At 67.5% G+C, this 25,827-nt stretch carries 17 protein-coding genes; 11 read left to right on the top strand and 6 right to left on the bottom strand.

The window, feature by feature from the left end; translation table 11 throughout:
* Nucleotides 1-2 precede the first annotated feature (2 nt).
* Nucleotides 3-1,490, bottom strand: a complete 1,488-nt coding sequence (locus OU996_RS17855) for a M48 family metalloprotease (protein ID WP_267582941.1) — start codon at nt 1,488-1,490, stop codon at nt 3-5.
* A gap of 144 nt (nt 1,491-1,634) precedes the next feature.
* Here OU996_RS17855 and OU996_RS17850 point away from each other — a divergent pair, with 144 nt between their 5' ends.
* Entirely contained in the window at nt 1,635-2,837 is a 1,203-nt protein-coding gene (locus tag OU996_RS17850) for a pyridoxal phosphate-dependent aminotransferase (RefSeq protein WP_267582940.1), read from the top strand.
* Nucleotides 2,838-2,921: 84 nt separating this feature from the next.
* Here the strand turns inward: OU996_RS17850 and OU996_RS17845 are convergent, their stop codons facing one another.
* Nucleotides 2,922-5,711 (bottom strand): Rne/Rng family ribonuclease, encoded by a 2,790-nt coding sequence (locus tag OU996_RS17845; protein ID WP_267582939.1) that lies wholly within the window; start codon nt 5,709-5,711, stop codon nt 2,922-2,924.
* Between the two features lie 766 nt (nt 5,712-6,477).
* Between OU996_RS17845 and OU996_RS17840 the strand changes: the two genes are divergently transcribed.
* Nucleotides 6,478-7,797 carry an N-acetylmuramoyl-L-alanine amidase gene (locus OU996_RS17840; protein WP_267582938.1) on the top strand — a complete coding sequence of 440 codons (1,320 nt, stop codon included), beginning with the start codon at nt 6,478-6,480 and terminating at the stop codon, nt 7,795-7,797.
* 114 nt (nt 7,798-7,911) lie between these two features.
* Complete coding sequence (locus tag OU996_RS17835; RefSeq protein ID WP_267582937.1) at nt 7,912-10,350, top strand: penicillin-binding protein 1A; 2,439 nt, start codon at nt 7,912-7,914, stop codon at nt 10,348-10,350.
* Between the two features lie 18 nt (nt 10,351-10,368).
* Here the strand turns inward: OU996_RS17835 and OU996_RS17830 are convergent, their stop codons facing one another.
* On the bottom strand, nt 10,369-10,986 hold the full coding sequence (locus OU996_RS17830; RefSeq protein WP_267582936.1) for a glutathione S-transferase family protein: 618 nt from the start codon (nt 10,984-10,986) through the stop codon (nt 10,369-10,371).
* A 166-nt stretch (nt 10,987-11,152) separates the two neighbouring features.
* Between OU996_RS17830 and prfB the strand changes: the two genes are divergently transcribed.
* On the top strand, nt 11,153-12,283 hold the full coding sequence (prfB, locus tag OU996_RS17825) for a peptide chain release factor 2 (RefSeq protein WP_267582935.1): 1,131 nt from the start codon (nt 11,153-11,155) through the stop codon (nt 12,281-12,283).
* A 59-nt stretch (nt 12,284-12,342) separates the two neighbouring features.
* On the opposite strand, the gene bcp is transcribed toward prfB, so the two are convergent.
* Nucleotides 12,343-12,810 carry a thioredoxin-dependent thiol peroxidase gene (bcp, locus tag OU996_RS17820; RefSeq protein ID WP_267582934.1) on the bottom strand — a complete coding sequence of 156 codons (468 nt, stop codon included), beginning with the start codon at nt 12,808-12,810 and terminating at the stop codon, nt 12,343-12,345.
* A 188-nt stretch (nt 12,811-12,998) separates the two neighbouring features.
* Between bcp and OU996_RS17815 the strand changes: the two genes are divergently transcribed.
* Nucleotides 12,999-16,520, top strand: a complete 3,522-nt coding sequence (locus OU996_RS17815) for a DUF3971 domain-containing protein (protein ID WP_267582933.1) — start codon at nt 12,999-13,001, stop codon at nt 16,518-16,520.
* A 126-nt stretch (nt 16,521-16,646) separates the two neighbouring features.
* On the opposite strand, the gene tyrS is transcribed toward OU996_RS17815, so the two are convergent.
* Entirely contained in the window at nt 16,647-17,903 is a 1,257-nt protein-coding gene (tyrS, locus tag OU996_RS17810) for a tyrosine--tRNA ligase (RefSeq protein WP_267582932.1), read from the bottom strand.
* A gap of 86 nt (nt 17,904-17,989) precedes the next feature.
* On the opposite strand from tyrS, the gene OU996_RS17805 reads away from it, so the two are divergent.
* Together OU996_RS17805 and OU996_RS17800 are read left to right on the top strand one after the other, a co-directional pair.
* On the top strand, nt 17,990-19,144 hold the full coding sequence (locus OU996_RS17805; protein WP_267582931.1) for an anhydro-N-acetylmuramic acid kinase: 1,155 nt from the start codon (nt 17,990-17,992) through the stop codon (nt 19,142-19,144).
* 218 nt (nt 19,145-19,362) lie between these two features.
* Nucleotides 19,363-19,698, top strand: a complete 336-nt coding sequence (locus OU996_RS17800; protein WP_267582930.1) for a hypothetical protein — start codon at nt 19,363-19,365, stop codon at nt 19,696-19,698.
* 92 nt (nt 19,699-19,790) lie between these two features.
* Here OU996_RS17800 and OU996_RS17795 read toward each other — a convergent pair whose 3' ends face one another.
* The gene (locus OU996_RS17795) at nt 19,791-20,456 is read right to left on the bottom strand and encodes an alpha/beta hydrolase (protein ID WP_267582929.1); all 666 of its coding nucleotides are present in this window, start codon (nt 20,454-20,456) and stop codon (nt 19,791-19,793) included.
* Nucleotides 20,457-20,797: 341 nt separating this feature from the next.
* Between OU996_RS17795 and OU996_RS17790 the strand changes: the two genes are divergently transcribed.
* The 4 genes from OU996_RS17790 to sufD all read left to right on the top strand — a co-directional run bounded on the left by OU996_RS17790 (nt 20,798) and on the right by sufD (nt 25,759).
* The gene (locus tag OU996_RS17790; RefSeq protein WP_267582928.1) at nt 20,798-21,967 is read left to right on the top strand and encodes a cysteine desulfurase family protein; all 1,170 of its coding nucleotides are present in this window, start codon (nt 20,798-20,800) and stop codon (nt 21,965-21,967) included.
* A gap of 120 nt (nt 21,968-22,087) precedes the next feature.
* Nucleotides 22,088-23,560 carry a Fe-S cluster assembly protein SufB gene (sufB, locus tag OU996_RS17785; RefSeq protein ID WP_267582927.1) on the top strand — a complete coding sequence of 491 codons (1,473 nt, stop codon included), beginning with the start codon at nt 22,088-22,090 and terminating at the stop codon, nt 23,558-23,560.
* A gap of 115 nt (nt 23,561-23,675) precedes the next feature.
* Complete coding sequence (sufC, locus tag OU996_RS17780; RefSeq protein ID WP_267585745.1) at nt 23,676-24,434, top strand: Fe-S cluster assembly ATPase SufC; 759 nt, start codon at nt 23,676-23,678, stop codon at nt 24,432-24,434.
* Between the two features lie 11 nt (nt 24,435-24,445).
* Nucleotides 24,446-25,759, top strand: coding sequence for a Fe-S cluster assembly protein SufD (gene sufD, locus OU996_RS17775; RefSeq protein WP_267582926.1), 1,314 nt, complete (start codon nt 24,446-24,448; stop codon nt 25,757-25,759).
* The last annotated feature ends 68 nt before the right edge of the window (nt 25,760-25,827 follow it).

Raw genomic sequence — 25,827 nt, 5'->3', positions numbered from 1 at the left:
CGTTACGGTGTTGGCTTGCGCCGCATGGCTTCTTGCGGCGGCTTGAAATTGAGGATGTCGTCGGCCTTCAGCCAGCCGGGCGAGCCGAGCGGGAACTTGGTCTTGGCGCGCGTCGCCAGTTCGCGCGCCAGCTTGTACTCGCCGCTGAGCAGGGCGGACTGGGCGGAGGCGAGGTCGGCATTGGGATAGTCGCCGCGCTGGCCATAGGCCATGGCGAGGTAGCGCCAGCCAATCGGCGAGGACGGTTCGCGCTGCAGGCCGAAATTGAGCTCGCGCACGGCCTCGTCCATCAGGCTCTTGTCATTGGTGGCGATCAGCGCCTGGCCGAGCAGCATGCGGATGAGCGGGTTGCCGTCGGACAGCTCGACCGCGCGGCGCAGCGGACCGATGGCGTCGCGCCCGCGGCCGGCTTCCAGATAGGCCTGACCCTTGATCTCGTAGAAATAGGGGTTGCGCGGCTGCTCGGCGATGAGCGCGTCGATCTGGCGGATCGCGTCGTTGATGTTGCCATAGCGATAGGCCGAGATCGCCCGCGCATAGCGCGCCGGCAGCGTGTTGCCCTGCGGGCCATAGATGCGCGCCACGCCATCCGGCGTCTGGGTGTAGCCGACCAGCTTGGCCCGCATCATGTCGTGGCGGGCCTGAAGCTCCGGCGGATCCTTGACGTCGAAATAAGGGCTCTTATGCGCGAGGTCTTCCAGCACCGCGATGCGTTCGGCCGCCATGGGATGGCTGATCGCGTAGGGGTCGATTCGCTGGCTGATGAAGATCTGGTCGTTCTGCAGGCGCTCGAAGGTCTTGAGCATGCCCGCCGGCGACTGCTTGGTGGCGTTGAGATAGGTGAGGGCCGAGCGGTCGGCCGCCTGCTCCTCGCTGCGCTGATAGGCCAGCAGCGAGCGCCGGACGATCTCCTGCGGCATGGTCATCGCGCCGGCGCCGGCGGAGCCGCCCATATTGGAGCCGGTGGACACACCCGCCGCCATGCCGCCAGCGGCGAGCAGCATGCCGACAATGGCGGCGGTCTGCGCGTTTTCCATCTGCTGGCGCATCCGCGCGAGATGCCCGCCGGCGATGTGGCCAGTTTCATGGGCGAGCACGCCGATGACCTCGTTCGGCGTCGCCGACTGCTTGAGCGTGCCGGTGTTGATGAAGATGCGCTTGCCGTCGGCGACGAAGGCGTTGAACGAATCGTCGCCGATCAGGACGACCTGGATGTTCTGCTGCGTAAGCCCCGCCACCTTGAAGATCGGACGGGTGTAGTCGCGCATCAGTGTCTCGATCTCCGCGTCGCGGATGATCGTCGGGTTGCGCTTGGATTGCGCCATTGCCGGCTGCATGTCGAGCGCGCCCACGGCAAGAAAGCCGAGGCCGGTCGCCAGCCCGCGCAGCAGGCCACGCCCGCCCGCGCGGCGGCCCAAATGGCGACCACGGCCAGCGGGACGGTGCGTCAGCCGAAGCGAGGGGTTGTCAAGGCGCAGCAGAGGCATCATCCATCGAACGCAGCAATGTGCGGGCGACCTGACGCTGTCGTGACGGCAGGGTCAAGTCATCCGCGGATCATCTTCCATTGAACGTAGCCCGAGACCAGCCGGAGATTGCGGCGCGGATACGGCGGAACGGCAAGGTTGAGCAACATGACCGCACCACGCGCCACCTCTCCCGTCGAGGCCGTCGCCCTGCTTGCCGGCGCCTCGCGGCGCAGCGACATCGCGCCTTTCATCGTCATGGACGTGATGGAGCGGGCGGCGCGCATCGAGGCCGAGGGCGGGCGGGTCATCCATATGGAGGTCGGCCAGCCCGCCGCGCCGGCCCCCCACACCGCCCGCGAGGCGGCGAAGCGGGCGCTGGAGCATGGGCGCATCGGCTACACCACCGCGCTCGGCCTGCCGGGGCTGCGCGCCCGCATCGCCCGCCATTATGGCGAGACCTATGGGCTCGATCTCGACCCGGCGCGCGTCGTCGTGACGACGGGGTCGTCAGCCGGGTTCCTGCTCGCCTTTCTCTCGATGTTCGAGGCGGGGGACCGGGTGGCGATCGCCAATCCCGGCTATCCGCCCTATCGCCACATCCTGACGGCGCTGGGCTGCGAGCCGGTGCTGATCGAGACGGATGCCACCTCGCGCTGGGTCATCATGCCCGAGGCGCTGCGTGCCGCCCATGCCCGCACGCCGCTCAAGGGCATTCTCGTGGCGAGCCCGGCCAACCCGACCGGCACGATGATGCGCCCGGAGGCGCTGGCCGAGCTCATCGCCACTGCCGAGAGTCTCGGCATCCGCTTCATCTCGGACGAGATCTATCACGGGCTGGACTATGCTTTTCCGGCCGCGACGGCGGCGGCGATCAGCCTTGAGGCGGCGATCATCCATTCCTTCTCGAAATATTTCTGCATGACCGGCTGGCGCGTCGGCTGGATGGTGATGCCGGCGCCGTTGGTGCGCGCGGTGGAGCGGTTGCAGCAGAACCTGATGATCTCCGTGCCGACCCTCTCGCAGATCGCCGCCGAGGCCGCCTTTGACGGCGCGGCGGAGATGGAGGCGGTCAAGCACGGCTATGAGGAGAACCGGCTGATCCTGACGCAGGGCCTGCCCAAGGCCGGGCTGCCGGAGTTTCTCCCCGTGGACGGCGCCTTCTATCTCTATGCCGACGTGTCGCGCTTCACCGACGATTCCGCCGCCTTCGCCCGCCGCCTGCTTGATGAAGCCCATGTGGCGGCGACGCCGGGCGTCGATTTCGACCCGCATCGCGGCCACCATTATCTGCGCCTCTCCTATGCCGGCGCGCCCGCCGAGATGGCGGAGGCGGTGGAGCGGATCGGCGACTTCCTGCGGCGTGGCTGAACCGTCCGCAGGCTCGCCGCATCTCAAAACGAAAACGGCGCCGTGAGGCGCCGTTTTGCTGTTGTGGGTCGAGAGCCGCGAGGCTCACTCGCCGAAGATCTTGCGCTGCCACCAACCGGTGCGGCGCGGACGGTCCGGCTCGGGCGCGGCGGAAGCCGTCTGGACCGGCGCCGGCGCGGTCTCGGCCGGGGCTGTCTCAACAGTGGCCTCGCTGGAGGCTTCCGTCGACGCGACTTCCGGGCCCGGCGCGTCCGTGGCCGGCTCGGCCGCGACGGGGGCGTCCGGCGTCACCGACGCGCTTTCCTCGGTCACGGCGACCGGGGCGGGCTCCCGCACGGTGGACCGGCGACGGCGCGGCTTGGCTTCGGTCGCCTTGACCGGCGCGGCCTCGACGGGAGCCTCGGGCGTTGCTTCCGGGGTTACCTCGGCAGCAGCCTCGGTCGTCGCCTCGCCAGCCGTGCCTTCGGCAGTGGCGTCCGCCTCGGCCTTGGCGCCACGGGTGCGACGGCCGCCCCGACGACCGCGACGCGGCTTGGCGTCCTCGGCGGCGGGCTCCTCGGCCACAACCTCGTCGCTGGCGACGGGCGCCGCCTCGGTCACGTCGACCGCGACATCGCCGGCAACCGGCGCGTCGGTCTCGGCGCCCGTCTCGGGCGCGGAGGTCTCGATCACGTGGGTCTCGAGCACGTGGGTCTCGGTCGCCTCGGTCACGTTGTCCGTGCCCGACTCGCCCTCGTCGCCATTATCGTCGCCATCGTCCTCGAACTCGGCGCCGGCCGTCTCCAGCCCGCCATTCTCGCCGGAGCGATGACCGTTCTCGCCATTCTGGCCGCCACGCCGACGCCGACGCCGACGACGGCGACGCTTGTTGCCCTCGGCCGTGGCGGCATCGCCATTGGCCTCGGCCGTCGCAGCGGCGGGACGGGGCTCGCGCGCCTCGCGGGGCTCGTGAACCTCGGTCTCTTCCTCTTCCTCGGGCTCCTCCACGACATCCGGCTCGATGTCCTCGGGCTCGGGCAGGATCTCCGCCGGGCGGGGCAGGGGGATCGGGTTCGGCACCGCCTCGCCCTTGTCGATGGCGAAGGGCGTGAGGCCGGTCAGCGTCGGGTCGGCGCTGATGGTGATGGCGACGCCGAAGCGCGCTTCCAGCTCATGCAGATGCCCGCGCTTGTGGTTGAGCACATAGAGCGCGTTCTCGGTCCGGGTGCGGACGATGAGGTTATGCGTGTTGGAGCGCTGGAGCATGTCCTCCGCCGCGCGCAGAAGCTGCAGCGCGACCGAGGGCGAGGAACGCACATGGCCGGTGCCGCCGCAATGCGGGCAGACCTCGGTGGAGCTCTCCAGCACGCCGGTGCGAATGCGCTGGCGGCTCATCTCCATCAGGCCGAAATGCGAGATGCGGCCGAGCTGGATGCGCGCGCGGTCGTTCTTCAGGCAGTCCTTGAGCTTGCGCTCGACCGCCCGGTTGTTGCGCTTCTCGTCCATGTCGATGAAGTCGATCACGACGAGACCGGCAAGATCGCGTAGGCGGAGCTGGCGGGCGACCTCTTCGGCGGCTTCAAGGTTGGTCTTGAGCGCCGTGTCCTCGATATTGTGCTCGCGTGTCGAGCGCCCCGAGTTCACGTCGATCGAGACCAGCGCCTCCGTCGGGTTGATGACGAGATAGCCGCCGGACTTGAGCTGGACCTGGGGCAGGAACATCGCGTCGAGCTGGCTCTCCACCCCGAAGCGGGTGAAGATCGGCTGCAATTCCTTGTAGGGCTTCACGTTCTTCGCATGGCTCGGCATGAGCATGCGCATGAAGTCCTTGGCCTCGCGATAGCCCTCGTCGCCGGAGACCAGAACCTCGTCGATGTCCTTGTTGTAGAGGTCGCGGATCGAACGCTTGATCAGCGAGCCTTCCTCATACACCAGCGAGGGTGCGGTCGAGCCGAGGGTCAGCTCGCGCACATTCTCCCACAGGCGCAGGAGATATTCGAAGTCGCGCTTGATCTCGGTCTTGGTGCGGTTGGCGCCAGCGGTGCGCAGGATGACGCCCATCCCCTCCGGCACATCGAGATCGGAGGCAACTTCCTTGAGGCGCTTGCGGTCGTCGGCCGAGGTGATCTTGCGCGAGATGCCGCCGCCACGGGCGGTGTTCGGCATCAGCACCGAATAGCGGCCGGCGAGCGACAGATAGGTGGTGAGCGCCGCGCCCTTGTTGCCGCGCTCTTCCTTGACGACCTGCACCAGCATGATCTGCCGGCGCTTGATGACTTCCTGGATCTTGTACTGGCGGGCCCGCACGCGCGGCGCGCCGCGCTCGGGAACTTCCTCCAGCGCATCGTCGGAACCAACCTGCTCGACGACTTCTTCCTCGCCGGCGATCTCCTCGACCTCGCCGCCGCCCTCGTCATCGGACGAGGCCTGCGCGGAGGGACGACGGCGGTTGCGGCCGCGCGGCTTTTCCTCGGCAGCGTCCTCGCTGTCGTCAGAAGTGGCCTCGGAGACGGTCTCGTCGCCGTTCGCATCTTTTGCGGCGCCACGGCCACGGCGGACGCGGCCCTTCGGCTTGTCCTCGTTCTCGGCCTCGGCTTCCTTGCGCTGCTGGCGCTCTTCCTCGTCGAGCAGCGCCTGCCGGTCGGCGACCGGGATCTGGTAGTAATCGGGATGGATCTCGCTGAAGGCGAGGAAGCCATGCCGGTTGCCGCCATACTCGATGAAGGCGGCCTGCAGGGAAGGTTCTACCCGCGTTACCTTGGCGAGGTAGATGTTGCCGCGCAGCGGCTTGCGGTTGGCAGCCTCGAAGTCGAATTCCTCGACTCGATTGCCGCGCACCACCACAACCCGGGTCTCCTCCGGGTGGGTGGCGTCGATGAGCATCTTGTTGGCCATTGAACTCTCATATGCGGCAACGGCGGCGTCGACGTCCGCTGGGACGCCGGACGGCGGAAGCCGTGCCAGTAAGGACGGACCGAAAACAGGTCGCTGAACAGGAAGGAATAAGGAAATGACGCCGCAATCACGCGGCGCGGACGGCGAAGGCGCAACGCGGCCCGGCGGACATGGCTGCGGTGCAGAAGCCCGCCTGCCATCTGGTCCGCACTTGCCGGCTGACGCGTCATCGTGTGCTGCCGTCCATTCCTCGACCGAACAGGGCAAGCCGCGATCGGGAGCGATCCGGCTCAAGGCACATGGCGGCGGTGTCCGGGGGACAGCGCGCGACGAATGAGCGCGACCGTCCGGCGGCCGGGGCCCGGAAACAACGTCGGCGACAGCGGTACCCGGCGCGCGGAACGTGTTCCGCTGTTCTCGGCCAAGCGCCCGCGAGGGGCCCAATCATGACCGTCGACGGGCACCCCGGATCAGGGACGCCCCGCGCCGTCGGACCGCGTAAGCCGGACGTCCAGCGAGCGACCCGGAATGCGAACCATATGCATGCTCTTAATAGCGGCATGCGTGCCGATTTGGCAAGGATCGTGTCCTAACCGCGTCGACGGCGCGTCGCCCCCGCGTGGCCGCCGGGCCACGTCACGCCCCCGTCAGCGCCTTGCCGGCAAGGAAGGGTTAACCAGCCCTTCCTATTTCGGGTAGAAATCCCTGGGAGAGGCGCCCGCGCGCCATATCCCTCACATGATCCTGCCGGAGGCTTCCAGACACGATGAACTGGCGCAAGGCGATGTTCGGGCTTGGATTGTCGGCGGCGCTGCTTGGCGCCGGCGTGGCCTTGCCCGTGGCCGCACAGGCGCCTGCCGCAAGCCCTGCCGCAAGCCCGGCGGCCAGCACCGAGCCGGCGGTCGCGACCGATGCGCGCCTAGCCGGTGACGGCGAGCGCACGCGCCTGGTGATCGACCTCTCCCGCGCCGTGCCGCTCGGTGCCTTCACCCTGGCGGACCCTTACCGCGTGGTGGTCGACGTGCCCGGCGTGGTGTTCGCCCTGCCGGCGAGCGCGGGGCAGGAGGGGCGGGGACTGGTCAGCGCCTATCGCTTCGGCCTGTTCGCTCCCGGCAAGGCCCGCATCGTCATGGATGTCGCCGCGCCCGTCACCATCGACAAGGCCTTCGTGCTGGAGCCGATGGACGGCCAGCCGGCGCGCCTCGTCATCGACCTCGTGAAGACCGATCGGGCGAGCTTCCTCAAGGCCGTCGCCGCGCCGGTGCGTCAGTCGGACCAGGCGCAGGTGCCGCCGGCCGCGGCTGCCGACTCCGGGGACCGGCGCCCGGTCATCGTGATCGACCCCGGCCATGGCGGCATCGATTCCGGCGCGGTGAACGCGGCGCGCGGTGTCACCGAAAAGGATCTCGTGCTCGCGATCGCCCAGCAGCTCAAGGCCAAGCTTGAGCGTTCCGGCAAGTACCGCCCGCTGCTGACGCGCGACAGCGACACCTATGTCGCGCTCGGCCAGCGCGTGCGCTTTGCCCGCGAGAACAATGCGCGCCTGTTCATCTCGCTCCACGCCGATTCGCTCTCGGCGCGCGATGGTGATGCGCGCGGGGCGACCATCTACACGCTCTCCGATCGCGCCTCCGACGCCGAGGCGCAGCGCCTCGCCGATTCGGAGAACAAGGCGGACATGATTGCCGGTCTCGACCTCTCCGAGGAGCCGGCCGACGTCGCCGGCATCCTGTTCGACCTCGCGCAGCGGGAGACGCGCAACTTTTCCGCCCATTTCGCGCGCACGCTGGTCGGCAGCGTCCAGGAGAGCGCGCGCATGCACAAGGCGCCGCTCAAATCGGCAGGTTTCAAGGTGTTGAAGGCGCCGGACGTGCCGTCCGTGCTGTTCGAGCTGGGCTATCTTTCCAGCACGCGCGATCTGGAGCTCATGACATCGGCGGACTGGCAGTCTAGTGTCACCGATGCCATGGTGAGCGCGATCAACGCCTATTTCACGGCTCAGAAGCCATCCGACGGCCCGGCCATGGCGCTGCCGGCCAGCATGGGGCGCCCCTCGGGTGACCCAACGGCCGGCGCCACGCCCTGAACGGTCGCGATACGGCCATAGTTGCCCCCCACAGGGGGCGCGGGCGACGTCACATCATTGGACTCGGATCGCGCGTCGCGCGGGCGATGTCCCAGCTTTAGAGGGCACGGCCGCATGCGGCTGCTTTTGCGGTTCTTGGGCTTTCTGTTCGCCCTGGGCACTATCCTTTTCGTGGTCGGCGGCGCCGTCGCGGGGTACTTCGTCTGGAAGTTCTCGCAGGATCTGCCGGATTACTCGCAGCTGCAGAACTATGAGCCGCCGGTGATGACCCGCGTCCACGCGGGCGATGGCTCGCTGGTCGCGGAATATGCCAAGGAACGGCGCCTCTATCTGCCGATCCAGAACATTCCCAAGCTCGTGCTCGACGCCTTCATCTCGGCCGAGGACAAGAATTTCTATTCCCATGGCGGCATCGACGTGACCGGCATCGGCCGCGCCGCCTATGCCTTCGTGCAGAATTACGGCTCCGGCCGCCGCCCGCAGGGCGCCTCGACCATCACCCAGCAGGTCGCCAAGAACTTCCTGCTGACCAATGAGGTGTCGTTCGACCGCAAGATCAAGGAAGCCCTGCTGGCGCTGCGCATCGAGCGGACCTATTCGAAGGACAAGATCCTCGAGCTGTACCTGAACGAGATCTATCTGGGCATCGGCTCCTACGGCGTCGCCGCCGCCTCGCTGCTCTATTTCGACAAGTCGGTATCGGAGCTTACCATCGCCGAGGCGGCCTATCTTGCCGCGCTGCCCAAGGGCCCGAACAACTACCACCCGTTCCGCCGCCACGAGGCCGCGGTCGAGCGCCGGAACTGGGTGATCGATCGCATGGCCGAGAACGGCTACATCACCGAGCAGCAAGCGACCGAGGCCAAGGCCACCGACCTCTCCGTCGTCGTGCGCCCGACCGGCGCGCACATCTTCTCCGCCGAGTATTTCGCCGAGGAAGTGCGCCGCGAGATCTTCGAGCGCTATGGCGAGGACAAGCTCTATGGCGGCGGCCTCTCGGTCCGCACCACGCTGAACCCCAAACTGCAGCAGATCGCCAAGGAGTCGCTGCTTGCCGGCCTGACGCGCTATGACGAACAGCGCGGCTGGCACGGGGTCGTCACCCGCATCGACACGGGTGGTGACTGGGGCGCGCGGCTCGCCGATGTGCGCACCTTCACCGACATTCCCTGGCACCTCGCCGTCGTGCTCGAATCGGACGCGCAGGGCGCGCGCATCGGCCTCCAGCCGCAGCGCGACCGCTCGGGCGTGCTCACCTCGCAGCGCGATGTCGGGCTGGTCACCGGCGACGGAGCGAAATGGGCGGTGCGCGGCGCCAAGGGCGGCGTCGCCAGCATCCTGAAGCCGGGCGACGTCGTCTATGTCGAGCAGGTGCAGGGCAAGCCTGACCAGTGGCGCCTGCGCCAGCAGCCGCGCATCGAGGGCGCGCTCATCGCCATGGACCCGTGGACCGGGCGCGTGCTCGCCATGGTCGGCGGCTTCTCCTTCGACGAGAGCCAGTTCAACCGCGCCACCCAGGCCCAGCGCCAGCCGGGCTCGTCTTTCAAGCCCTTCGTCTATGCGGCTGCCATCGACAATGGCTACACGCCGTCGAGCATCGTTCTCGACGCGCCGTTCGAGCTCAATCAGGCCGGGCAGGCAACGTGGCGGCCGGAAAACTACTCCGGCAAGTTCTACGGCCCGCAGACGCTGCGATTCGGCCTCGAACAGTCGCGTAACGTGATGACGGTGCGCCTCGCCAACGACATCGGCATGCCGGTCATCGTCGACTATGCCAAGCGTTTCGGCATCGTCGACAATCTCCTGCCGGTGCTCTCCATGTCGCTGGGCGCGGGCGAGACCACGACCATGCGCATGGCCGGCGGCTATTCGATCTTCGCCAATGGCGGCAAGCGGGTGAAGCCGACGTTGATCGACCGCATTCAGGACCGCTACGGCAAGACCATCTACAAGCATGACGAGCGCGAATGCCGGGGCTGCGACGCCGCCCAGTGGCAGAACCAGCCCGAGCCGACGCTGATCGACCGGCGCGAGCAGGTGCTTGACCCGATGACCGCCTATCAGTTGGTCGGGATGATGGAAGGCGTGGTGCAGCGTGGCACCGGCACGGCGCTGAAGGTTCTCGGCAAGCCGGTGGCCGGCAAGAGCGGCACCACCAACGAGGAGAAGGACGCCTGGTTCGTCGGCTTTACCCCGGACATGGTGGTGGCCGTCTATCTGGGCTTCGATACGCCCAAGCCGATGGGCAAGGGGTCGACCGGCGGCCTGCTCGCGGCGCCCGTGGTGCGTGATTTCATGCAGGTGGCGCTGGCGGACCGCCCGGCGGTGCCGTTCCGCGTGCCGCCGGGCATGAAGCTGATCCGGATCAACCCGAAGACCGGTCTGCGTGCCGGGCCGGGTGAGAATTCGATCCTCGAAGCGTTCAAGCCGGGCACCGCACCGCCGGACAGCTACTCGATCATCGGCGCCACCGATGCCTCCGGCAATCCGATCGGCGTCTCGCCCGAGGCCGACCGCGCGATCGGCGGCAGCGGCACCGGCGGCCTCTACTGAGCCGCCGGGCCGTCGCGCTCACACGCTGTGCGGGTAGTCCGTGAAGGCGGGGAGGGCCTCGGCCCGCGCCGCGAGCGCGACGATCGCGGGATACGCGCCTTCCGGCAGATGATCCGGCACCATATGGCGGATGAAGGTCCAGGCGACGGCGGCGGTGATATCCGGCTGCATCGGGCGCTCGCCGAACAGCCAGCCTTCCGTTCCCGCCAGTTCTGCATCGAGCAGGCGAAGCGCGGCCCCGAGCTGGCCGGCGACGCGATCGAGCCAGGGCTGGTGCAGCTTCTCCGCCGGGCGCAACTCGCGCTCATAGACGATCTGCACCGCCTTCTCGCAGGCAGCGAGGGCGAGGCCGATGATGCGCTGGCCGCGCGCGTGGTCGCCGATATCGCCCGGCACCAGCGAATGGGCTGGGTTCGCCAGCCGCTCGGCATGTTCGAGGATCAGCGTCGAATCCATCAGCACCACGCCGTCATCCGTCACCAGCGTCGGCGCCTTCACCACGGGGTTGATGGTGGCGAAGCGGTCGAAATGGCGGAACACCGACACCGCTTCGTGCGTGAAAGGCAGCTCCATCAGCCGCAGCGACACCGCCGTGCGGCGGACATAGGGCGAATCCAGCATGCCGATAAGATGCATAGGCGTGTTCCTGAGCGTAGCAAGGTAGGGGCGCCAGCCTAGAGCGCGCCTGCCGCGATGCAAGCATCCCCACGCTGTTATGGCCAAACCGGGCGGAGCCGTTTACAGCCTGCACCAACCTTTCTATTTTCCGCCGCCTTTCACGTCCTTTCGAGAGTGTCCGATCATGCGCGCCGAGCTCGCTGCGAGCGTCGACGAAATCCGCGAAGCCGCCGTCCTGCTGCGGCAGCACATTGATTTCGACCGTTCCAAGGCCCGCCTCGCCGAGCTCAACGCGCTCGCCGAGGATCCGAACCTGTGGAACGACCCCGAGCGCGCGCAGAAGCTGATGCAGGAGCGCGGCACGCTTGAGGACGGGCTTAATTCGCTGGAGAGGATCGAGCGGGAGCTCAATGACAATGTCGAGCTGATCGAACTCGGCGAGATGGAGGACGACGAGGGCATCGTCGCCGAGGCCGCCGCGGCGCTCGCCAAGCTCAAGGCCGAGGTCGCACGCCGCCAGCTCGAGGCGCTGCTGTCGGGCGAGGCGGATGCCAATGACAGTTACCTCGAAGTCCATGCCGGCGCCGGCGGCACCGACAGCCAGGACTGGGCGCTCATGCTGCTGCGTATGTACACGCGCTGGGCGGAGCGGCGCGGCTTCAAGGTCGAGCTGATCGAAGAGTCGGCGGGTGAAACCGCGGGCCTCAAATCGGCGACCATTCTGGTCAAGGGCCACAACGCCTATGGCTGGCTGAAGACCGAAGGCGGCGTGCATCGGCTGGTGCGCATCTCGCCCTTCGATTCGAACGCCCGGCGCCAGACCTCGTTCTCCTCCGTGGACGTCTACCCGGTGATCGACGACCGGATCGTGGTCGACATCAAGGAAAGCGACCTGCGCATCGACACGATGCGCTCCGGCGGCGCGGGCGGCCAGCACGTCAACAAGACCGAATCGGCGGTGCGCTTCACCCATATCCCGACCGGCATCGCCGTCGTCGCGCAGGGCGATCGCTCGCAGCACAAGAACCGCGCGACAGCGTGGGAAATGCTGCGCGCCAAGCTCTACGAGATGGAGCTGAAGAAGCGTGAGGCGCAGGCCGCCGCCGATCAGGCCGCCAAGACCGATATCGGCTGGGGCCACCAGATCCGCTCCTATGTGCTCCAGCCCTACCAGCTGGTGAAGGATCTGCGCACCGGCGTCACCTCCGGCACGCCGCAGGAGGTGCTGGACGGCGCGCTCGATCCCTTCATGGAAGCGGCGCTGGCGCAGCGCGCCTATGGCGGTGGGCCGTCGAGCGTCGACGACGTGGACTGACAGGCCGGGCCCAGGGCGGCGCGGCGTGTCGCGCTCCCTGGGGCGGCCTGCGGGGCGTGTCAGAGGGCCTTGGCGGCGGCGAGGACTTCCTCGGCGTGGCCGGCGACCTTCACCTTCGGCCAGACCTGCGCGATCGTGCCGGCGGCGTCGATCAGCACGGTGGTGCGCTCGACGCCCATATACTTCTTGCCGTACATCGACTTCTCCGCCCACACGCCGTAAGCCTCGAGCATCGCGTGGTCCTCGTCGCCAGCGAGGGGGAAGGTGAGGCCTTCCTTGGCGCGGAACTTGGCGAGCGCCTTGTCGGGATCGGGCGAGACGCCGACCACGAGCGTATCGGCGGCATCGAAGTCGGGCTTCAGGCGGTTGAAGTCATGCGCCTCGACCGTGCAGCCGGACGTGCCCGCCTTGGGGTAGAAATACAGCACGAGCTTGCGGCCACGGCAGCCGGCGAGGCTGACAGTCTCACCAGTGTCGGCCACCAGGTTGAAGTCGGGAGCGGGGGTGCCGGGTGCGAGATTCGTCATCTGCCTTCCTTTCGTCAGCTTTTGCGGCGATGCCGCCCATCATCGGATGTCGCGGCGGGTCGCCCGGCCAGGTTGGCTTTTACGGCTCCGCGTGGGAAGCGGATCGGACAGCCGACAAGTTACCGACAGGATGTCGCGATAGAGCCGGGGCGCGGGCATTATACCGCGATTGGAGATTCGGGCGGTAGATGGACGAAATCACCACGCGCAGGGAAGCCGTAGGCCGCACGGGGAGCAAACGCCCGCGCCTGCGCCGCATCCCCAAAGTCTGCGCGGTACCGCCGTCGCGTCGGCGCCGCCGCTGGCTGCGCGTCTGCGGCTGGTCGGCAGGTAGCGTTGGTGTCGGCGCCCTGCTCATGGCCGGGCTGGTCTATGCCCTGTTCCTGTTCGGCGTGCTCACCCTCGACATGGCGCGGCCTTATGTGGAGCGTGCGCTGGAGGCGCGCCTCGCGCCCGGCCAGAGCGTGCAGATCGGCGCCATCACCGGCAACCGGGCCGAGGATGGCGGCATGGTGCTGCGCGCCAGCAACATCATCGTGCGCGATGCCGCCGGCGAGATCATCGCCACCGCCCCGCAGGCCGAAGTGGAGATGCAGGACACGCTCCTGCCCTGGCTGATGCGCCCGCAGCGGGTCGATCTGCTCGGCGTCACCGTCACCGTGCGCATCGACCAGCAGGGCACCGTCGCCATTTCCACCGAAGGCGCCAAGCCGATCGAAGCGCCGTCGGTCGCCATGCCGGCGGCTCCCGCTTCCGGTCCCGTCGGGGGGGCGGCTCCCGCCACCGAGGTGGCGGCTGTCGTCGACACCGGTCCGCTGCCGCTGCGCCTGCCGGTGCTCGCCACGCTGGCGCGCGGCTTCGACCGTGGCGGCCTTGATGGCGGCTCGCTCGATGAGATCGGCCTGAAGGACGGCACGCTCATTGTTCGCAGCGAGGCGAGTGGCCGGCAATGGACCTTTAACGACATCGATCTCAGCGTCTCGCGGGCCGAGGCCGGGGGGATGGCGTTCGATATGAAGTCGGGCGGAACGGACGGGCCGTGGTCCGCGCGTGCCTTCATGGGCACGCTGGCGAATGGCAAGCGCACCGTCTCGCTGGCGGTCCGCGATCTCGCCCCGCGCGACCTGCTGATCGCGGCCGGCAAGGCGGCGGACGGCATCCATGCGACCTCGCCGCTCTCGGTGGATTTCGCTGCCGATATCGACGCCGCCGGCACGGTACTCGGCGCGCGCGGCAAGCTGATCGCCGGCGCCGGCGAGCTCCAGCTCGGCGCGGATGCGGCCGGGCGCATGGTGATCGACGAGGCGGCGCTGGGCTTCCATCTGGATGGCGCGCAAAAGCAGATCGTGCTGGATGATCTCAGCGCGCAGGCCGGGCCGTTCGGCATGAGTCTCGCGGCGAGCATCACGCCGCCCGATACCAGCGACGGCATCTGGCGCGCGCAGATCAGCCAGGCCAAGGCCAGCTTCGCCGGTGGCGGGGTCGGCGAGAAGGAGCCGCCCTTCATCCTCGATAATGTGCAGCTCGCCTTGTCCTTCGACGTGGCCAAGAAGCTGATCGCCATCGACACGGGTGTGCTACGCGGGCCCAAGGGTGGCATTGACCTTGCCGGTAGCCTCGATCTCGGCGGCGCCGAACCGGCGCTGGGCCTCAAGATGGTAGCAACGCCCATGTCCGCTTTGTCGCTGAAGCGGCTCTGGCCGGTGGTCGCCGCGCCTGATGTGCGCAAATGGGTCTACGACAATCTGGTGTCCGGCGACGTCCAGTCCGCCTCCATCTCTTTCCTCGCCCCGCTTTCTTCCATCGGCAACAAGGACAACCCGCTCCCCGATGACGGGATGAGCATCGCCATCAGCGGCAGCAACGCCGTGTTCACGGCGGTGCCCAGCATGCCGCTTGTGCGCGGCGCCGACATCACGGTCCATGCCTCCGGGCAGGCCTCGCAGGTGACCGCAACCAACGCCTATATGGAAAGCCCCACCGGCCGCCGCGTGACCATCGCGCAGGGCGTGTTCGACGTGCCGAACACGATAATGCCGAAGCCCGCCGCCAAGGTGCAGTTCTCGCTCGACGGTCCGGCCGCCGCCGCGGTGGAACTGGCGAACCTGTCGCCGCTCTACGTCCCCGTCGAGGAGCGGCTCGATCCCGCGACCATCCAGGGCACGATCTCCAGCACGGCGCAGGTGAATGTCCGCCTCTCCGAGAAGATCACGCCGGCCGATGTCGATTACGCCTTCGACGCCAAGCTGACCGATTTCGGTGCCGAGAAGGTCGTCATGGACCAGAAGCTCGAGGACGGAACGGTCAAGCTCTTCGTCACCCCGGTGCAGACGGTGGTGCGCGGTGACGGCAAGATCGGCGGGGCGCCGACGAGCTTTGAATATTCACGCCCCAGCCAGGGCGACGCGACCTTCAGCCTCGCCGCCAATCTCGACGATGCCGCGCGCAAGCGGCTGGATCTCGATCTCGGCGGCCTGTCGGGCACGGTGGGGGTGAAGCTGTCCGGCAGCATCGGCGCCAAGAGCAAGTCGGTGGATGTCGATCTCGATCTCACCGGCGCTCGCCTCGCCGAACTGGTGCCCGGCTGGTCGAAACCCGCCGGCAAGGCGGCGCGGCTCACCGCGAAGGCGACGCTCACCGCGCGCGGCACCCGGCTCGACGATCTCGTGGTGACCGGCCAGGGCGTCAATATTCGCGGCACGGTTGAACTCGATTCCAAGGCCGCTTTCACCAGCGCCAACCTGCCCACCTTCCAGCTCTCCGATGGCGACAAGGCCAGCGTGAAGGCGGAAAGCGCCGACGGGACGATGAAGATCACCGTGCGCGGCGAGGTGATCGAGGCCCGCGCCTTCCTCAAGAGCCTGATGGAAGCGCCGGTCGCCGGCCGCCAGAACGAGAAGCCGACCGATGTCGATCTCGACGTCAATCTCGGCGTGGTCGTCGGCAATAATGGCGAGACCATGCGGCAAGCCGTGCTCAAGCTCTCGCGTCGCAATGGCGACCTGCGCGCCTTCTCGCTCGGGGGGCTCGTCGGTCGTGAGGGCGGGGTGAATGGCGAACTCGTGGCGCGTGACCGTGGCCGCCCGCTGCTGCGCGTCACCACCAATGACGCTGGCGCGCTGCTGCGCTTCATCAACCTCTACCCGCGCATCTATGGCGGCGATCTGTGGATCGAGGTCGATGCGCCGCGCGGCGACGGTGCCGCGCAGGCGGGCGTCGTCAATATGCGCGACTTCATCATTCGCGGTGAATCCGGGCTCGACCGGCTGATCGCCGCTGCGCCTGCCGCGCAGCGCGACGGCAAGCTGACGCCAGGCGGCGCCATCGTGTTCCGCAAGCTGCAGGTCGATTTCGTGCGCACCGCCGAGGTGCTCGATATCAAGGATGGTGCGATCTGGGGGCCGTCCATCGGCTCGACTTTCGACGGCAACATGGACTTCGCAGCCGACCGTATGGCCATCCGGGGTACTTATGTGCCGGCCTATGGGCTGAACAATCTGTTCAGCCGCGTGCCGGTGCTCGGCTTTTTCCTCGGCGGCGGACCGAATGAGGGGCTGGTCGGCGTCACCTATGAGATCGTCGGTCCGCTCTCCGGCCCGACGCTGCGGCTCAATCCGATTTCCGCCGTCGCGCCCGGCTTCCTGCGCAAGATCTTCGAGTACCGCCAGGCGCCGGATCCGACACCGCCGGCAGTGATTCCGTCGCGGTAGGTCGTTCCAGCAGCCATGATTGTGATGCGTCATCCCGGCCGTAGCGAAGCGGAGAGCCGGGATCGTTGTTGTCGAGGGTACGATCCCGGATCGGCCTGCGGCCGTCCGGGATGACGCGACCGCGCCTCAGACCGGCTTCAGCAGGACGTGCTTCTTCTTGCCGAAGGACAGCTTGATGACGCCTTCGGGCGACAGGTCGCGCGCGGTCAGCACCGCCTTGTCGTCGGTGACGGTCGCGTCGTTCACCTTGAGCCCGCCGCCCTTCACCTGCCGGCGCGCCTCGCCATTGGAGGCGACGAGAGCAGCCTTTTCCGCGAAGGCGGCGAGAACGCCGATGCCGGCTTCCAGCTCGGCGGCCGGCACTTCGACCGTGGGCAGGTCTTCGGAAATCGCGCCTTCCTCGAAGGTCTTGCGCGCCGTCTCTGCCGCTGCCAGCGCCGCCGCGCGGCCGTGCAGCATGGCGGTCACCTCGGTGGCGAGGATCTTCTTGACCTCGTTGATCTCCGAGCCGGCCACGGCGGAGAGCCGGGCGATCTCGTCCATCGGCAGTGTGGTGTAGAGCTTGAGGAAGCGCGAGACATCCGCGTCCTCGGTGTTGCGCCAGTACTGCCAGAATTCATAGGGGCCGAGCATGTCGGCGTTCAGCCACACCGCCCCGTTCACCGACTTGCCCATCTTGGCGCCGGACGCGGTGGTGAGCAGCGGCGAGGTCAGCGCGTAGAGCTGCTTGGTGCCCATGCGGTGGCCGAGGTCGATGCCGTTGATGATGTTGCCCCACTGGTCGGAGCCGCCCATCTGCAGCCGGCAGTCGTAACGCTGGGCCAGCTCGACGAAGTCATAGGCCTGCAGGATCATGTAGTTGAATTCGAGGAAGGAGAGCGACTGCTCGCGCTCCAGCCGGGTCTTCACGCTGTCGAAGGACAGCATGCGGTTGACCGAGAAATGCCGGCCGACATCGCGCAGGAATTCGAGGTAGTTCAGCCCGCGCAGCCACTCGGCGTTGTTGACCATCAGCGCGCCGGTCGGGCCCTCACCATAGGTGAGGTAGTTCGAGAAGACGCGCTTGATCGAGGCGATGTTGTCCTCGATCGTTTCCACCGTCATGAGCTTGCGGGCTTCCTCCTTGAAGGACGGATCGCCGACCATGCCGGTGCCGCCGCCCATCAGCGAGAGCGGGCGGTGGCCGGTCGCCTGCATCCAGTGCAGCATCATGATCTGGATGAGGCCGCCCGCATGCAGGCTTGGCGCCGTCGGGTCGAAGCCGATATAGGCGGTGACGGTTTCCGTCGCGAAGAGAGCGTCGAGCCCCGCCTCATCCGATATCTGGTGGATGAAGCCGCGCTCGTCGAGGGTGCGGAGGAAATCGGATCGGAACTTGCTCATCTTCGGCCTGCCGGCATCAACGCGATCTTAGGAACGGGCGGGTGATTTAACAGCTTCGCGCAGCGAAAGCACCCCGAGGGAATCATATGGATCGGCCGTTGAAAGCGATCGGGCTGATGAGCGGCACCTCGCTCGACGGGATCGACGTGGCGCTGATCGAAACTGACGGCGAGAGTGTCGACCTGCTCGGGCCGGGGCGAACCTACCCTTACGAACCGGAGATTCGCGACCTGCTGTTCCGTGCCCTCGCCGATGCACGGGAGATGACGGACCGCCATGCCCGGCCCGGCATTCTCGCCCGGGCGGAGCGGCTGTCGACGGAGCGCCATGGCCAGGCGCTCGCCAGCTTCTTCAAGGAATTCCCCGCCTACCGGGATGTCGACGTCATCGGCTATCATGGCCAGACGGTGCTTCACCGGCCGGAGAACCGGCTGACGGTGCAGCTCGGCGACGGTCCCGCGCTGGCGCGGGCGCTGCAGACGATGACGACCGGCGCGGGAGCGACGCTGGTCTATGACATGCGCGCCGCCGATGTCGCGGCTGGCGGGCAGGGGGCGCCGCTGGTGCCGGTCTATCACCGGGCGCTTGCCCGCGGGCTCGGGCCGCCCAAGCCCTTGCTGGTGCTCAACCTCGGCGGGGTGGCGAACGTTACCTATATCGACGGCATGCGCGATCCGATTGCCTGCGACACCGGCCCGGCCAATGCGCTGATCGATGATTTCATTAAGGCCCGCACGGACCTGCCCTTCGACGAGGACGGCATCATTGCCGGCTGGGGACGTGTGGACGAGGAAGCGGTGGCGCGCTTGATGGCGCACCCGTTCTTTCACCGCCCGACGCCGAAGTCGCTGGACCGCAACGATTTCCGCGCCTGGGTGGCCGAGCATGGCGGCCTCGACGCGATGAGCACGGCGGACGGGGCGGCGACGCTCACCGCGTTGAGCGCCGAGGCCTGCCGCGCGGTGCTGCCGTTCCTGCCGGCGCGGCCCACCCGCCTGATCGTCGCTGGCGGCGGGGCGCATAATCCGACGCTTCTGGCCATGCTCAGATTCCGGCTGGAGATGGAGGTGGTGAGCGCGGAGACCGTCGGCTGGTCGGTCGACGCGCTGGAGGCGCAGGCTTTCGCCTTTCTGGCGGTGCGGGCGCTGAAGGGCCTGCCGCTGAGTTTCCCGACCACGACCGGCGTGCCGCATGCGTTGACCGGTGGGGTGGTGCTGGCGCCCCCGGCACAGCAAAACTGAATCTGTTATTCAGAAAATCTGAATATGACATCGAATCGTCGCAGTATTCCTTAAACGCAATGGTGCGATGCGCAAACGTATGATGCGGCGCACAATATTTTGCGTATCTTGAGGGCTCCCGGAAGTCCGGCTCGCCAGGCAGGCAGCTTCTGATCAAAACGCCTGGACAGAAACTTGGAGCAATCGAGATGCGCAATCTTTCGCGTGATATCCTCCCCTTGGCCGTCGCCGCGGGCCTCGTCGCGGTCGCCGTCATCGCCCCTGTCCGCGCCGCCGAAAAGGGTGGCCTGCGTCCGGCCACCGCCCAGACGATCAATATCGGCTATGTGCGCGGCGTCGCTTATTACACCCCGCAGTCCGACGGCTACCATGTCGTGGCGACGCTGAGCGTCGGCGGCGGTGCGCCGATCCGTGTCGGTGCCACCCTGCAGCCGGAGCAGGCCGTTAGCTTCTCCGTTCCCGGCGCGGAAGGCGCGACCGCCAGCCTCGTCGAGATCGCCCGTCGTGGTGACGAACTGGTCGTGAGCAACCCGTCGCGGCTGGTGCTGAACTGATCGGCCGGCCGGCGCCGCCGGCCGCCTTCACGAACCTGCCCAATAAAAAAGCCCGGCCGTGAGCCGGGCTTTTGCATGTCAGGCGCGCGCGCTCAGGCGGCGCTGGTCTTCTTCGCCGTATCGGGCAGGCGCTTGTCGAGATAGGTGCCGACGACTTCCATGAGGTCTTCGGTCTTGCCATCGAAGAAGTGGTTGGCGTCCGCCACCGTCTGCTGCTCGATGACGATGCCCTTCTGCGTCTTCAGCTTCTCGACGAGGCCGGTGACCGCCGAGAAAGGCACGACCGCATCCTTGTCGCCATGGACGAACAGGCCCGAGGACGGGCAGGGCGCCAGGAACGAGAAGTCATAGAGGTTCGCCGGGGCAGCGATGGAGATGAAGCCCTCGACCTCCGGGCGGCGCATCAGCAGCTGCATGCCGATCCAGGCGCCGAAAGAGAAGCCGGCGATCCAGCAGGCCCGCGCATCCGGGTTGATCGACTGCGCCCAGTCGAGCGCGGCGGCGGCATCGGCGAGCTCGCCCTGGCCGTGGTCGAACGAGCCCTGGCTGCGCCCGACGCCGCGGAAGTTGAAGCGCAGCGTGGAGAAGCCCCGGTTCACGAACTGGTAATAGAGGTTGTAGACGACCGGGTTGTTCATCGTGCCCCCGAACTGCGGGTGCGGGTGCAGGATGATGGCGATCGGCGCGTGACGTGTCTTGGCCGGCTGGTAACGGCCTTCCAGCCGCCCCTTCTCGCCGGTGAAGATGACCTCGGGCATGAAGCTCGTAACCTTGGGATGCGGTGCCGGGAAGAGTGACGTCCGTGGGAGGAAGGCGTCCGTTGGGGTGCCCGCCGTCCTTCTGGACCGCAATCTACCGCCGGCGCCTTGACGACACGGGGTGCAAACCCTAACTTATTAGAATAATTCTAATATTCTACGTCGGGTTGCAGCGGCGACGCTTACAATCTTAGCGTCCGGGCATCCCTTCGAAGAGGACGGGTGTCAACCTATGAAGGACGCGGCCTTAATTTGCAAGCACTTCGCGCAAAAGGGCGGGCGGATTGGGCGTTGCCGACCTATATAGTGACGGAGCTAGAGACGTCGAGCCCACGGACATCATGAGCGAACGCACTTATCTCGATCACAACGCCACCTCGCCGGTGCGCCCCGAGGCGCGGGCCGCGCTGCTGGACGCGCTCGACGCGACCGGCAACGGCTCGTCCGTGCACAGTGAGGGCCGAGCCTCGCGTGCCGCGCTGGAGACGGCGCGGCTGCGCGTGGCGGGGCTGGTCGGGGCGGATCCGCGTGGCGTGGTGTTCACGGCGGGCGGCACTGAGGCGGACACGCTGGCGCTGACGCCTGATTTCCAGCGGGGCGAGGTGCCGCTGACCTGCGACGTGCTGCTGACCACCGCGGTGGAACATGCTGCCGTGCTGCGCGGCCATCGTTTCGCGCCGGACAATGTGGAAATTCTGCCGGTCGACAATCGCGGCCGGCTGCGGCTGGAGACGCTGGAGGCGGCGCTGGAGCGCCATCAGGCCGAGGGGCGGCGCGTGTTGGCTTCGGTCATGCTCGCCAATAACGAGACTGGCGTGATCCAGCCGGTGGCCGAGGTGGCGCGCCGCGTCCATGCCGTGGGCGGGCTGGTGCATACCGATGCGGTGCAGGCGGCGGGGCGCATCCCCGTGTCGCTGCCGGCGCTGGGCGCCGACCTCATCTCGATCTCCGCTCACAAGCTCGGTGGGGCGCCGGGGGGCGGCGCGCTCATTATGGCCGACCCGGATCTGCGTCCCGCCCCGGTCTTCGGCGGTGGCGGGCAGGAGCGCGGACGGCGGGCGGGCAGCGAGAACATTCCCGCCATCGCGGCCTTTGGCGCTGCGGCGGAAAGCGCGGCGGCGGCTGTGGAGAGCGAACAAAGGCGCATCCACGCCTTGCGCGAAAGGCTTGAAGACGCTCTAAGGAGCGTGTTTCCCGAGCTCGTTCTGCTCGTCGGCGATGTCGATCGCCTGCCCAACACCTCGAGCCTGTCGCTTCCGGGCGTGCCGGCCGAGACCATCGTGATCGCGCTCGATCTCGCGGGCCTTTCGGTCAGCGCGGGTGCGGCGTGCTCGTCGGGCAAGGTGGCGACCTCCCATGTGCTGACGGCCATGGGCGTGCCCGAGCGGATCGCGCGGTCTGCCTTCCGGCTGTCCTTCGGCTGGTCGAGCGGGGATGAGGATGTCGACCGGGCGCTCGGCGTGTTCCGCCGGGTGTTGCCGGGTCTTTTGCGTCGCCGCGCCGCGGCGTGAGGTTATGTGGCGCCACGTCCGCGTGGCGTGATCGTGCGTACAGGTGCTGCAGCACGGTGCCTGCTTGAAGTGTTGGCCTGACCCGCGGGCCTTGAACCCGCGCGGGAGAGGAGAAAAGCGATGCCGGCCGTACAGGAGACAGTGGACCAGGTCCGCTCGTTGGATGTCGATCAGTACAAGTACGGGTTCTTCACGGAAATCGAATCCGAGAAGGCCCCGAAGGGTCTGAGCGAGGACACCGTCCGCTTCATTTCGGCGAAAAAGAATGAGCCGGAATGGATGCTGGAGTGGCGCCTCGAGGCGTTCCGCCGCTGGCAGACCATGCCGGAGCCGCAGTGGGCGCGGGTGAGCTACCCGCCGATCGCCTATCAGGAGCTCTATTACTATTCCGCGCCGAAGCGGAAGGAAGCCCTGTCGATCGACGATATCGACCCGGAAATCCTCGCCACCTATGAGAAGCTCGGCATCCCGCTGCGCGAGCGCGACGCGCTGCTCGGCATCCAGAGCGGCGGCTCGAAGGTCGCGGTCGACGCGGTGTTCGATTCGGTTTCGGTGGCCACCACCTTCAAGGAAGAGCTCGCCAAGGCCGGCGTGATCTTCATGCCGATCTCCGAGGCCGTGCGCGAGTACCCCGAGCTGGTGCGCCAGTATCTCGGCTCCGTCGTCCCGGTGACCGACAACTACTTCGCCACGCTGAACTCAGCGGTGTTCTCCGACGGCTCCTTCGTCTATGTGCCGAAGGGCGTGCGCTGCCCGATGGAGCTGTCGACCTATTTCCGCATCAATGAGCGCAACACCGGCCAGTTCGAGCGCACGCTCATCATCGCCGATGAAGGCGCCTATGTGAGCTATCTCGAAGGCTGCACCGCCCCGCAGCGCGACGAGAACCAGCTTCACGCGGCGGTGGTCGAGCTGGTGGCGCTGGCCGATGCCGAGATCAAATACTCGACGGTGCAGAACTGGTATCCGGGCGACAAGGACGGCAAGGGCGGCATCTACAACTTCGTCACCAAGCGTGGCGACTGCCGTGGCGACCGCTCCAAGATCTCCTGGACGCAGGTCGAGACCGGCTCGGCCATCACCTGGAAGTACCCGAGCTGCATCCTGCGCGGGGATAATTCGCAGGGCGAGTTCTACTCGATCGCGATTTCCAACGGCTATCAGCAGGTCGATTCCGGCACCAAGATGATCCATCTCGGCAAGAACACGTCGAGCCGCATCATCTCCAAGGGCATCGCCGCCGGCCACTCGGACAACACCTATCGCGGCCAGGTGACGGCGCACCGTAAGGCGACCGGCGCGCGCAACTTCACCAATTGCGACAGCCTGCTCATCGGCGACAAGTGCGGGGCGCATACCGTGCCCTATATCGAGTCGAAGAACAGCAGCGCCCAGTTCGAGCATGAGGCGACCACCTCGAAGATCTCCGAGGACCAGCTCTTCTACTGCCGCCAGCGCGGCCTCGACCCGGAAGAAGCAACGGCGCTGATCGTCAACGGCTTCGTCAAGGACGTGCTCCAGCAGCTTCCCATGGAGTTCGCCGTGGAGGCGCAGAAGCTGATCGCCGTGAGCCTCGAAGGCTCGGTGGGCTGACGCCCGTCACCATCCTCCCGGACGCGGCGGCGCCGTGCTCCGGGATCGTGTCCCAGACTTTCAGCGCGCCCCGACCGGGACGCCGCGCTCCAGATACGGAATGAACGACATGGCCATGCTCGACATCGACAACCTCCACGCCAAGATCGACGGCGATCACGGCAAGGAGATCCTCAAGGGGCTCTCGCTGACGGTGAACCCGGGCGAGGTCCACGCCATCATGGGGCCGAACGGCTCCGGCAAGTCCACGCTCTCCTACATCCTCGCCGGCAAGGAAGACTATGAGGTCACCGACGGTTCGGTGACGCTCGACGGTGAGGATCTCTTGGAGATGGAGATCGACGAGCGCGCCGCGAAGGGCGTGTTCCTCGCCTTCCAGTACCCGATCGAAGTGCCGGGCGTCGCCACCATGACCTTCCTGCGCTCGGCGCTGAACGCGCAGCGCAAGAAGCGCGGCGAGGCGGAAATCTCCACGCCCGACTTCCTGCGCCTCGTGAAGGACAAGGCGGCGAACCTCGGCATCAACCAGGACATGCTGCGTCGCGGCGTCAATGTCGGCTTCTCCGGCGGCGAGAAGAAGCGCGCCGAGATCCTGCAGATGGCGATCCTCGAGCCGAAGCTTTGCATCCTCGACGAGACCGATTCCGGCCTCGACATCGACGCCCTCAAGGTTGTCTCCGAGGGCGTGAACGCGTTGCGCTCGCCGGACCGGGCGATGATCGTCATTACCCATTATCAGCGCCTGCTGAACCACATCGTCCCGGACTTCGTGCATGTGATGCACAAGGGCCGGATCGTGCGGTCGGGCGGCAAGGAGCTGGCGCTCGAGCTCGAAGCCAATGGCTATGCCGAGTACCAGCAGGACGCGGCGTGAGGGTGGATGAGATGAACGCCGATATCCGTCCCATCCGGACCCCGGCCGAGCAGGCGTTCATCGCCGCTCTGGACGGGTTGCCCGCGAGTGGCGACCGGCTGGCCGATCTGCGCCTCGCCGCCGCCCGCAGCTTCGCCGAGCACGGCCTGCCGCACCGGCGGGTCGAGGAGTGGAAGTACACCGATCTGCGCACGCTGATGCGCGAGGCCGTGCCGGTCGCCGGCACTGCCGCTGTCGCCGAGGCGGATGCGCGCGCCACGCTGCTGCGCGAGGTCGAGGTGCGCCGCATCGTCGTCGCCAATGGCGCGGTGGTGCCGGAGCTCTCCGATCTCGCCGATCTGGAAGCCGGCCTCACCATCACCACGCTGGCCTCGGCGAGCGCGACGGGTGACGAGGTGCTGAGCCGCATCGGCGGCATCCTGCCCGGCCGCTACGACGCGTCGCTGGCGCTCAATACGGCGCTGGCGAAGGATGGCGTCGTCATCACCGTGGCGCCCGGCACCGAGATCGCCCGCCCGATCCACATCGCCCATGTCTTTGCCGGCACGGGCGCGGCCGCCAGCTTCGCGCGCTCCCTGGTGGTGCTCGGCGCGGGCTCGAAGCTCACCGTCGTGGAGAGCTTCGAGGGGCCTCAGGCAATGGCCTATCAGGCGAACAGTGCGACCGAATTCGCTGTCGGCGACGAGGCGCATCTGGACGTGGTGCGGCTTCAGGAGGATGGCGACCGCGCCTTCCACCTCTCCACCCTCCTGTTCGATGTCGGCCGGCAGGCGCAGGTTCACGCCTTCACCTTCGGCATCGGCGCAGCGGTGGCGCGTACCTCGCTCTATGCGACGCTCTCGGGCGATAGCAGCCAGGTCGGCTTCAACGGCGCCACGCTGCTGAAGGGCCGCCAGCACGCCGATTCCACCCTGCTGGTTGACCATCAGGTACCGGGCTGTGAGAGCCGCGAGCTGTTCAAGACCGTGCTCGACGACCAGACCCGCGGCGTGTTCCAGGGCAAGATCGTCGTCCGCCAGGCAGCGCAGAAGACCGACGGGCGGATGATGAGCCGCGCGCTGGCGCTCGGCGACGAGGCGGAGATGGACAACAAGCCGGAGCTTGAGATCTTCGCCGACGACGTGCAGTGCGGCCACGGTGCCACCTGCGGGGCGATCGACGACGATCTGCTGTTCTATCTGCGCGCCCGCGGCATCCCGATGAAGGAAGCGCAGAGCCTGCTGGTGCAGGCCTTTGTCGGCGAGGCCATCGAGACGGTCGAGCATGATGGGCTGCGCGAGGCGCTGGTCGAGCGGGCGGAAGCCTGGCTCAAGGCGCGGGCGTGAGCGCGCTGCGCGCATCGAAGCCGTCATCCCGGACGCGGCAGCGCCGCGATCCGGGATCGTCCGCACAT

The sequence above is a fragment of the Ancylobacter sp. SL191 genome (assembly GCF_026625645.1).
Lineage (GTDB): Bacteria > Pseudomonadota > Alphaproteobacteria > Rhizobiales > Xanthobacteraceae > Ancylobacter.
This window is presented reverse-complemented; position numbering and strand designations above follow the sequence as displayed.